At 46.1% G+C, this 10,592-nt stretch carries 7 protein-coding genes; 3 read left to right on the top strand and 4 right to left on the bottom strand.

The window, feature by feature from the left end; translation table 11 throughout:
* Positions 1-82 precede the first annotated feature (82 nt).
* Positions 83-2,602: a heavy metal translocating P-type ATPase gene (locus JGK20_RS13050; RefSeq protein ID WP_293230713.1), complete on the bottom strand. Its 2,520-nt coding sequence runs from the start codon at positions 2,600-2,602 to the stop codon at positions 83-85.
* Positions 2,603-3,267: 665 nt separating this feature from the next.
* Here JGK20_RS13050 and JGK20_RS13055 point away from each other — a divergent pair.
* Positions 3,268-4,620 carry a tyrosine-type recombinase/integrase gene (locus JGK20_RS13055; RefSeq protein ID WP_293230716.1) on the top strand — a complete coding sequence of 451 codons (1,353 nt, stop codon included), beginning with the start codon at positions 3,268-3,270 and terminating at the stop codon, positions 4,618-4,620.
* Between the two features lie 535 nt (positions 4,621-5,155).
* Here JGK20_RS13055 and ctpC read toward each other — a convergent pair.
* The 3 genes from ctpC to ispG form a co-directional block, all read right to left on the bottom strand.
* On the bottom strand, positions 5,156-6,511 hold the full coding sequence (gene ctpC / locus JGK20_RS13060) for a carboxyl-terminal processing protease CtpC (protein WP_293182738.1): 1,356 nt from the start codon (positions 6,509-6,511) through the stop codon (positions 5,156-5,158).
* A gap of 86 nt (positions 6,512-6,597) precedes the next feature.
* Complete coding sequence (locus JGK20_RS13065; protein ID WP_293192015.1) at positions 6,598-6,843, bottom strand: hypothetical protein; 246 nt, start codon at positions 6,841-6,843, stop codon at positions 6,598-6,600.
* Positions 6,844-6,845: 2 nt separating this feature from the next.
* Positions 6,846-8,069, bottom strand: coding sequence for a (E)-4-hydroxy-3-methylbut-2-enyl-diphosphate synthase (gene ispG, locus JGK20_RS13070; protein WP_293230719.1), 1,224 nt, complete (start codon positions 8,067-8,069; stop codon positions 6,846-6,848).
* Between the two features lie 280 nt (positions 8,070-8,349).
* Between ispG and JGK20_RS13075 the strand changes: the two genes are divergently transcribed.
* Both JGK20_RS13075 and JGK20_RS13080 read left to right on the top strand, forming a co-directional pair.
* Entirely contained in the window at positions 8,350-8,763 is a 414-nt protein-coding gene (locus tag JGK20_RS13075; RefSeq protein ID WP_293230722.1) for a hypothetical protein, read from the top strand.
* A 6-nt stretch (positions 8,764-8,769) separates the two neighbouring features.
* Complete coding sequence (locus tag JGK20_RS13080) at positions 8,770-10,350, top strand: GUN4 domain-containing protein (RefSeq protein WP_293230726.1); 1,581 nt, start codon at positions 8,770-8,772, stop codon at positions 10,348-10,350.
* The last annotated feature ends 242 nt before the right edge of the window (positions 10,351-10,592 follow it).

Consider the following 10,592-nt stretch of genomic DNA (forward strand, 5'->3'; position numbering starts at 1 on the left):
TTAGTCATCAGTCATCAGTCATCAGTCATTAGTTCCTGGCTAATGACTAATTACTGATGACTTTTATTTGGAAGGTCTAAATTTAACCTCGAAACTTCCGGCGCAGCAGCAAAGAATTGGTAACAACGCTAACAGAACTAAACGCCATAAATGCGCCTGCTGCCGCAGGACTGAGTAAAATTCCAGTTGCAGGCAGCAAGAGACCGGCCGCAATTGGAATTCCCAGAGTATTATAAGCAAAAGCCCAGAATAAATTTTGGCGAATCTTATTAAAAGTAGCGCGACCAAGGTCGATCGACTCAACAACATCCATCAAAGCATTTCGCATTAGCACAATTTGAGCAGTCTCAACCGCGACATCAGTCCCGCAGTGCAAACCGATACCGACATCAGCTTGAGCCAAAGCCGGGGCATCATTGATTCCATCTCCCACTACAGCCACTTTACAGCCTTGGGCTTGCAAACTGGCGATCGCCCGAGCCTTCCCCTCCGGTCGCACTTCGGCCAAAACATCAGCAGCCGCCAAACCTAGCTGCTGCGCCACCACCAACGCCGCCGACGCCGTATCGCCCGTCAGCATGATTACCCGCAATCCCATGCCCCGCAGGCGATCGACTGCCGCCTTAGCATCTGGCCTCAGAGTATCTTTTAGCCCGATTACCCCCAGCAAAACACCCCCAGAAGCCACGTAAACCGCCGTTTTGCCTTGGCAAGACTCCAAAAGTTCCGCAGCCACAGCGACGCCCTGCTGGTTCATCCACTCAGCATTCCCCGCGAACACCCGCTGGCCCTCCACTAAAGCAGAAACCCCGAAGCCCGGTTCCGTGTAGAAATCCTCAGCAGCTAGCAGCGGCAAACCTTGCTGTTGAGATTCCAGTACAATCGCGGCGGCGATGGGATGACAAGCGCCTCTTTCCACCGCCGCCGCAATTTGCAGCAGTTTTGAGTCAATTGTGGAAATTGTGGAAATTGTGGAACAGATATCTTGTTTGTTTCCCACATTAATATCCGAGTTCAAATCCAACTCTGAATTCTGGAAAATCGGCAAATAATCAGTGAGTGTGAGATTTCCAGTTGTCAGAGTCCCAGTTTTGTCAAAAACCACAGTATCTAATTGATGCACTCGTTCTAAAACATCGCCACCGCGAATTAAAAGTCCGCGCTCCGCCCCGATGCCAGAACCGACTAAAATTGCAGTTGGGGTAGCCAGTCCCAAAGCACAAGGACAAGCAATGACTAAAACTGCGATCGCCAATTTCAAACTTAACAGCAAAGGCGATTGGTAATCGGTAATTGATAATTGATTTCCCATGCCCAATGCCCCATGCCCCATGCCCGATGCCCCATGCCCCATATTGTGTCCTAAAAGCACAGAAGGCCAAATATGAGTTCCGGCGAAATACCAAAATAGGAAAGTTAAAGCCGATATCGCCATTACGCCATAGACAAAATATCCGGCGACAGTATCAGCTAAGTGTTGAATCGGCGCTTTGCGAGTTTGGGCGGCTTGTACCAAAGCCACCATTTGAGCTACAGTTGTTTCCTGACCGGTGCGAGTTGCCCGCATCACAACTGCCCCGGATTTATTAATAGTTCCCGCCGCGACTGTATCTCCTGGTTGCTTCAAAACTGGCATCGATTCGCCAGTCAGCATCGATTCATCTACGGTTGTTTTACCTTCGCAGACTTCGCCGTCTACCGGAAATTTTTCACCGGGTAAAACTTGCAGCCATTCTCCGACTCGGACGCGATCGGCTGGAATTTCAATGTATTGTGGATTGTAGACCGCAGATGTCGAGTTTGCAGGCAATTCTTGAGAGTCCAAATCTAAAATCGGCAGTTTAAAATCAACTAAGCGGGCTGTCGCTGGTTGTAGTGCGATTAAAGCTTGCAAAGCTGATGCAGCGCGCCGTCTGGCTTGCTGTTCGAGAGTTTTGCCCAACAAGATAAAGCCCAAAAGCATCACCGGTTCGTCAAAAAAGCACTCCCATCCCATGCGTGGAAACAGCAGCGCCGCATTGCTAGCCGTGTAAGCCGTGACTGCGCCTAAAGCTACCAAAGTGTTCATGTTTGGTGCGTTTCGCCACAAACTGCGACAGCCGTCAACGATAATCGGGCGGCCAGGTAGCAGCAATGCGAGGGTGGCGAGTCCCCAGTGAAACCAAATGTTGCTGAGAATTGGGGCTTTGGTGCCGAGTATGTGTCCTAAACCGGATAGAATAATTAGAATAAGGGCGATCGACAATTGATTGATTTGCTGTCGAATTTCTTGCCGCCGCCGTTCAATTGCCGCCGCTTCTGCTTCCCGCTGATTTTCACCTAAGCGAGACTGAGAGGGAAATCCGTTATTAGTCAACTTTTTCGCTAAAGCCTCTGCATCGACAGTCCCCGGTTGACACTCAATTGTTGCGACTTCTACGGCCAAGTTAACGCAAGCCGAAATTACGCCTGAATGCTGCATGAGTTGGCGTTCAACTGATGCAGCGCAACCCGCACATTTCATCCCACCGACATCGAAAGTAACAACTTCTGGCGGGGGAGATTCTTTAACTGGGATGATTTGTGATTGATTTTCGGGGACTGTTTTGGGAATAAATTGCATGGGTTTCTTCGGTATTGATTAGAATATTTTGGTGAGAACAGAAAGTGCATTATATCAATTCCGTCTAGCCGAGTAATTATTCATCTCTCTCTTCTCTCCCTCTGTGTCCTCTGCGTTCTCTGCGGTTAAATAATTCCGATACAACCAGAATTGATATAATGCACAGTTTAGACAAATGTCTATATTTTTATCATAGATAAAATTTCTGGCATCTTCCGAAAGTGTTAGTTTTTTTTAATTCTTATCTTAATTCTGAAGATTGGATGTACGGTTGAAACTGTATCTATACAGACACTCACGCACTCTAAGAGGGGGTTGAAGATTAGACGGTAATTGTCTTTAGTCCGATTGGCACGGACATCGTTTGTACAGACGCGGTTTCAACGGTACGATTAGTTAGTATTGAACTTTTAGGTGAGAAATTTAGCTATGACAGAATCAGATAAATTTTATATTGTCAAACGTCCTGCTGGTAATTGCGAGATTTTGCCGGCTCAAATCGCACAGCAAAGCCCCACTATTATAGAACAGTGGGAACGATTATGTTATAATGCTTTTATATCTACATATGTAACCTACGTATGGACTATCAAATAGCAATAAACAGCTAGTTTGATAGAAGCTTGATAGAAGCTTAAGCCTTTACAGAACGTTGAAAACAGAATATGCAAGCAAAAAGTAACCATGTCCCTGAGACAATCAAAGTACAGTCTGACAATGGTAGCCTCCGGTTACAATTCAGTACAAAGTACAATCCCATCTTTGGCGGCAAGCGGAAGCATCAGGGGCTAGCTATGAAGGATACCCCTGAGAATTTCCAAAAGGCGATCGCAATTGCATGGCGAATAGAAGAGGACTTACAGCACTCCGACTGGCAGAAGCTGTTTGACCCAACCTTTGCCAAGTACGGCTTAAAGACCAAGTACGCTGCTGAGTTGAAGCTAGCGACGCCCATACCCGATCCAGGGCCTGAGATGACGGTAGGGACAATGTGGGAGGATTACCTGATTTGGAAGCAACCCCAGTTACAGCCAACTACGTTTGAGAATAATTTTCTTAAAACGTATACAAACATAGTTAAAGGGTTTAAGTGGAATAACAAACAGCAGACTTTTAGTGAAACTCAATACTCTATTTGGGATATGCCAATTTCCCATGCCGAAAGTGAGACCTTGCTAAAGAGCGATCGAAGCCTAGTCCAAAAAAAGGCCACGTTAGTCGCCCTCTCTGAAGCCTTTATCCGTTTACAGTCCTTAGGTAAAACCAAGTTAGCGGTTAACCCGTTTGTAATCGTTGGTGGCGTCACCGAAAACAAAACTAACAAGTATAAACCTACGGTTAACGACGATGGCAGTACCGACCTACGTTGGTGGGACTCAGTGGACAAAGAAACCGATTCAGAGGAACGAGACCGCCGTGCATTTGTCAGGGATGAACGAGACACCATTATCAATGCTTTTTATGAGCATAAAAATGCAGCGCCCCGGCTGTTAGCCCCCCTGGTTGAATTTCGATTCTTGACGGGATGTCGAAGTGGTGAGGCCTTCGCGCTGGAATGGAAAGATGTATTTTTGGGGCGAAATAAAGATTACATCCGGTTTAGCAAGTCGTACAATGGGCGTTGCAAAAATATGCAAGTTCCAAAAACTGGCGAAACTCGCATATTTAAGATATACCCTAAGCTATCCGAGTTTCTGAATCGGATCAAGCCTGCTGATGCTAAACCTACCGATTTGGTTTTCGTTAAGTTGAATGGCCGCTCCTGGGACAATAACTCGGTAAAGGATGTTTGGAATGGGAAATCTTCTGGTAGCGGCGGGGTAGTGACTCAACTTGCGGCCGACGGCTTAATAAATGGCTACCTACCCTTTTACAGTTGCCGTCACACTTTCATTACCTTGATGGCTCATAGTGGCGCTGACTTACTCTTGCTAGCCACCGCCTGCGGTAACAGCATAGAAGTCATTCAGCGTCATTACTTAGGGGTTGATACAACTGCTAACTTCCCCAACATCTAACCCAGCCCTACTTAGCCCGCCCTAATAAGGCGGGTTTTTTATTGTCTATACTCCCATCTTAATATACATATGTAGCCTACATATGTAATTTATAGGTAGAATAAACAGCCAATAAAGTTGCTATCGCACCTTACTTACCGGACTCTAGAATATTGATAGATAGGTTTGCCTGTAGCAAGTTGATAGATGGGTCAAGGGGTAATAGTGAATCAGCCCCACAAGGGCGATCGCGATGCCTAAAATAGCTGATTTGATAGAGCTGTGATAGAATTTGGGTGAGAAGAGGCTGAAAGCGTTGGCAAATAACAACTATATCACTATTATAAAACAGTGGGGCCCTTACGATTCTGCTGAAGATGCGATCGCCCGACGCATCGGTTTAATTCGCGCTGGTAAATGTCAACCGCAATAAACGAACTTGGAAGGACTAAAGTCCTCACTACAAACCAGGTTCGTAGTGAGGACTTTAGTCCTTCAAACCAGGTTCGTAGTGAGGACTTTAGTCCTTCTTTACTGAAGTTTTTGTGACTAAAAACTACTTAGATTTAGCAGGTGCCGCACTCGGTTTAGACTGCGCCGCAGCGGGCTTAGAAGGCGTCGCCTGCGGTTTCGACTCAGCCTTACTATCTCCTGTTTTACCAGTAACTTTATTGGTCAAAATTTCCAAAGCTTTCGCGTACTGCGGATCGGCCGTCGTAGCAATTTTATCGCGATCGCGCCGCAACTCCTGTTTTTGAGCGTCAGTGAGTTCAACCTGAAAATCCGGTTTAATTCCCATGTGGTTGATATCAGTGCCGTTGGGAGTAAAATACTTGGCAATTGTCACCGCCAAACCGGCACCATTTCCCACACCGCGTACTGACTGAACCAAACCCTTACCAAACGTCTTGGTTCCCACCAAAACCGCGCGCTTGTTGTCTTGCAAAGCGCCGGATAGAATCTCGCTAGCACTTGCTGAACCGCCGTCTACGAGGACAACTAAAGGTTTGTCGGTAATCTCTCCTTTGTTTGCGGTTTGTCGATCGGCTTCACCGACGCGATCGACCGTAGAGACGATCGTACCTTCTTTGAGCCACATCCGAGCAATTTCAATACTGCCGTAGAGCAACCCACCCGGATTGGAACGCAAGTCTAGAATATAACCCGTCACCTTTTTCTGTTCCAAATCCTTAATTGCCGATCGCATTTCCGATGCAGCGTTCGCGCTAAACTGATTTAAGCGAATATAGCCGATTTCGCCGATCGGGCTTTTCTGCACCGACTTCCGCACGGGATGAATTTCAATTTTAGCGCGTTTCAGCTTAAAATCTATTTCCTTTTTGTCCCGCAAAATAGTCAGAGTCACCTCAGTATTAGCCTGGCCGCGAATCAAACTTACCGCTTGATTCGTATCCATCCCTTCAGTAGTTTTGCCATCAATCTTAGTAATGATATCTTTTGCTAGAATACCAGCAGTAAAAGCAGGAGTATCCTCAATGGGAGAAATCACCACCAACTTCTTAGTTTTCTCATCTTGAGTCAACTGAATCCCAACTCCTGTGAGTTCACCAGAAGTTTCAACCTGCATATTTTTGAACTCTTCCGGGTTCATAAACCGCGTATAAGGATCGTCCAGCTTCTTCAGCATTTCTCGAATTGCTTTATAAGCTTCCTCATCGCTAGTATAAGTCCGGTTCAAATAATCATTCCGCACCGCTTTCCAGTCAACCTGGTTAAAAGTGCCATCAACATAACTTTTGTCAATAATCTGCCAAACTTCATCAACCAATTCTTTAGGACTTCCCCTAAAAGAAGCCAGGGATTTAGAACTGCAACCAGTGTTGGCAAGAGTTGCAGCAGTGAGTAACACCGCTGCTGCACTTAGAACAAGCCCTCGTTTTGTTATAACCATTTGTCTGACGCGCGGGAGGAAAAGAGTTCAGAATAATCACGCCCAATCTAACACAGGCAAGGCTTGGTCGGATTTTGGATACATATTTATTCAACTTTGCCGAGTTGTATTCCCAAAAGCCACAGGCAAGATGCCTGTGCCACCACAAGAGTTGTGGGGTGGGCATCTTGCCCGCCCCCAAAAGCCACAGGCAAGATGCCTGTGCCACCACAAGAGTTGTGGGGTGGGCATCTTGCCCGCCCCAAAAGCAACAGGCAAGATGCCTGTGCCACCACAAGAGTTGTGGGGTGGGCATCTTGCCCGCCCCAAACCTCAAAACTATATCCAGTCAAGCCTACTCTGGTTCAAACCAGCGATCGTCCGACTTAATCAAATTAATCAATTCTGCCACACCTTCAGACTCAGGAACCTTCTTAATTTCATCCCGCCCCCGGTACAGAGAAATAAAACCCGGTTGCTTCCCGACATAGCCATAATCAGCATCAGCCATTTCGCCCGGCCCATTGACAATACAGCCCATCACTGCAATATCCAAACCCGTGAGATGCTTCGTCGCCTCTCTCACTTGATGTAACACTTCCTCCAAATTAAACAAAGTGCGGCCGCAGGAAGGACAAGCCACATACTCAACCATAGTTTTCCGCAATCCCAAAGCTTGCAGAATGCTGTAGCAGACAGGAATCTCCTTTTCCGGCGCCTCAGTCAGCGAGACGCGGATAGTATCGCCGATACCGTCAGCCAACAGCGGTGCGATACCAGCCGTGGATTTGATGCGCCCGTATTCGCCATCGCCAGCTTCCGTAACACCCAAATGCAGCGGGTAATCCATACCCAATTCGTCCATCCGGTGCGCCATCAAGCGGTAAGCAGCCACCATCACCGGCGCGCGGGAGGCTTTCAGGGAAATCACGATGTTGCGGAAGTCGAGGGATTCGCAAATTCTAATAAATTCCAGGGCCGATTCCACCATACCTTCCGGGGTGTCACCGTAGGTAAACAGCATCCGTTCCGCGAGGGAACCGTGATTGACGCCGATCCGCAAAGCTTTACCTTGATCTCGCAGGGAAATCACCAGAGGTTCCAGGGTTTCGCGGATTTTATCCCCAATTTCGGCGAATTCCGCGTCAGTGTATTCGCTTCTGTCGGCTTTCGGCTTCTCGAACACGTAAAGCCCCGGATTGATTCTCACTTTGTCTACGTGTTTTGCCACTTCCAGCGCAATTTTCATCCCGTTGTGGTGGACATCAGCAACCAGGGGCACGGCTTGGTAGGTTTCGTGCAATTTTTGCTTAATTTCGGCTAAAGCTTTGGCGTGGGCCATACTGGGCACCGTAACGCGGACGATTTCGCAGCCAATCTCGTGCAGTCGCCGAATTCCTGCGACCGATCCGTCGATGTCGAGGGTGTCTTCGTTAATCATCGATTGTACGACGACTGGGTTGCCTCCGCCGATCGTGATACTGCCGACTTGGACGGGACGGGTTTTGCGGCGTTTGATGCTGGTGTCGAATACTGGTTGGCTAGATACGGTTTTAGTTGGATTGGGCAGAGTTTGCATAATTGATGGCTGGTGTTCTCTAATTAAAGTTTATAAAATTGTGTCTGCTGTTTTTTAGGTTGCCATAGAAATGACCTGTTTGGACAAACAGGTTTTGGGTTTTGGGATAAAAATGCTCCCGTACCTCTCACTCACATGATGTAGCTTGGCCCCGTCGTGTTACGCAGCCATCACCGGGAAGGCGAAGATAGGTTGATACAGATTTTGGGTAAAATTTCTCGTTACGATCTGGGTTAGGATCTGGCAAAATTATATAAATAGTTTGGAGTCTTCAGCAGTTATGCCCGATGAAATGATTAGCATTGCGACTAGCAGCGATACTCCCGATGAGTCACCGGAAGCACCCGATTTGGAGGGTGCGAAGATTGGGGCACATACAGGGCTGGATTACTCTAGTTATTGGGATGCACAGCCAACTGAGTCTGCACACAAGCAGGTGACAAAAGCAGTGGATAGCTTGCGGCTGCACAAAGTCAGTATCAAAAAATTAGAAAAAGAACTGGCTGAGTTCATGAAAACGGTTGATAAAATGTTCAGTGCAGCGGATCAGGAAGCTGACATGAAGGCGATCGAGTTATCTGAAATTGAGTTGTCGGTTGGTATTAATGCTGAAGGTTCTTTCAGTTTAATGGCTATGGGGGCAAAAGTTGCAGATACCAGAACTGTATTGTTAAGGTTTAAACGTAAGTCTTAAGGTGAAATGGGAAGAAATAGGGCAATATCAATTGGCATTAATCAATATGAGTTCTCGCAATCGCTGAAGTATGCCAAACGGGATGCACAGTTAATGCGAGACTTTCTTGTCAAAGAAGCGGGATTCGATGGAGTTTTTTTGTTGTCCGATGACTTGCCGCCAGATAAAGGGATGTCAACTCGTCCTTCTTTTACCAATTTGAGACGAGTTTTGAAGACAATGTTTGAAAAACCATCTATGGAAGCTGGGGATAACTTTTGGTTTTTCTTTAGCGGACACGGAATGCGCCATAAAGGGTGTGATTACCTGATGGCTTGTGACAGCGATCCGGGGGATGTTGAACATACAGCAATTTCGATTAATTACGTGACAGAACGCTTGGGTCGCTGCGGCGCTGATAATATTGTCCTAATTCTAGATGCTTGTCGTGAAGGTGAAGGAAGTAAATCGGGAGAAGGAGTGGGAAATCAAGCCGCTCAAGTTGCGCGAGAAAAGGGAGTCATTACAATTTTCTCTTGCAGTCCTGATGAGTATTCCTATGAAATTGATGATTTACAGCAAGGGATTTTTACAAAAGCACTGCTGGAAGGGTTAGGCGCTCAAGAAGGTCGATGTGCAACTGTTGAACAATTGAATGATTATTTGAAGGGGCGAGTTCCCGATTTGATTCGGCAATACAAAAAAAGTGATACGCGACAAACACCTGATATTATTGCTGAGCCTGCCAGCAAGTATCACTTGATTCTTTGCCCGCAATATGCAACTAAAGCTGATGTTGCAATGATGAAAAATGATGCTTTCTATGCTGAAGTCCATAAAGATTTGGATCTAGCAAAACAATTGTGGATTCGCGTGTTAGCAGTATCTCCGGCTGATATGCAGGCTGTGAATGCGATCGAAAGAATTGCCGTTGCAAAGATACAGGCAGAAGTTATACCAGATCAACCAAGTTCTAAAAATAGTGCTGCAACCGATAAATATTCCCAGCCTGCACCTCCAAATCCTACTCCTATACGGGCACTACCAATACTAGATCCCCTGACTTCGGAAAATCCTACTAAAACTAACAAATCCCCGCAAGCTGCACCTTCTAATCCTACTTCTATTGAGCCTGATGTTCCCCTCAAGTCCGAACGCGGAGTAGACTACACTAAGTTGCGCGATTTACTGGCAACTGAAGAGTGGGCAGAAGCTGATGAAGAGACAAATAGAATTATGTTGCTAATCGCAGGTAAAGAAAAAATAGGCTATTTTGATATCTTCGATATTAAGGAAAATTTCTGTGAAGACTTCCGCACAATCAACCAACTTTGGATAAAATATAGCAATGATAATTTTGGTTTTAGCATACAGAAGTTTATTCGTGATGAAGTCAATGAAAAGTTGTATGAATTTTTAGATCGTGTTGGGTGGGATTTAGACTGGGGCATGGGTGACAAGTATCGGGGAAACCCACACACATTTCCAAAAGGACATTTCCCTGGTAGGTGGTTTTTTGGTTGGTACTCTTATCAGGGGGAAGATTTAGGTATGGCAAGAAAACCCGCAACAGAAGATATGCTTTGGTTCAACTTGGATTGCTTCTAAAATTCTTAACATAATGTTTCCTGTAGAATGAACTTTAAAATGATCGGAAACATTACTAATATTGAAACAATAGCAGTCGTAGGGTGCGTCGCCTCGAAAATTCCTAAACAAAAATCGACAATCTCATAGCGACGCACCTTACAAAATACTCGATCAAATAAATGTTGGCGTAGTTAAATCTTCAAAATATTTTACTTTCCCGCGCATATCCTTAAATAATTCTTCAGTTGAAAGAGACTTTT

The sequence above is a fragment of the Microcoleus sp. PH2017_05_CCC_O_A genome (assembly GCF_020738785.1).
Lineage (GTDB): Bacteria > Cyanobacteriota > Cyanobacteriia > Cyanobacteriales > Microcoleaceae > Microcoleus.

Excerpts from the sequence above, each read along its gene's own strand:
- ctpC (WP_293182738.1), bottom strand. The coding sequence starts at position 6,511 with ATGGTTATAACAAAACGAGGGCTTGTTCTAAGTGCAGCAGCGGTGTTA.
- ispG (WP_293230719.1), bottom strand. The coding sequence starts at position 8,069 with ATGCAAACTCTGCCCAATCCAACTAAAACCGTATCTAGCCAACCAGTA.
- JGK20_RS13075 (WP_293230722.1), top strand. The coding sequence starts at position 8,350 with ATGCCCGATGAAATGATTAGCATTGCGACTAGCAGCGATACTCCCGAT.
- JGK20_RS13050 (WP_293230713.1), bottom strand. The coding sequence starts at position 2,602 with ATGCAATTTATTCCCAAAACAGTCCCCGAAAATCAATCACAAATCATC.
- JGK20_RS13055 (WP_293230716.1), top strand. The coding sequence starts at position 3,268 with ATGCAAGCAAAAAGTAACCATGTCCCTGAGACAATCAAAGTACAGTCT.
- JGK20_RS13080 (WP_293230726.1), top strand. The coding sequence starts at position 8,770 with ATGGGAAGAAATAGGGCAATATCAATTGGCATTAATCAATATGAGTTC.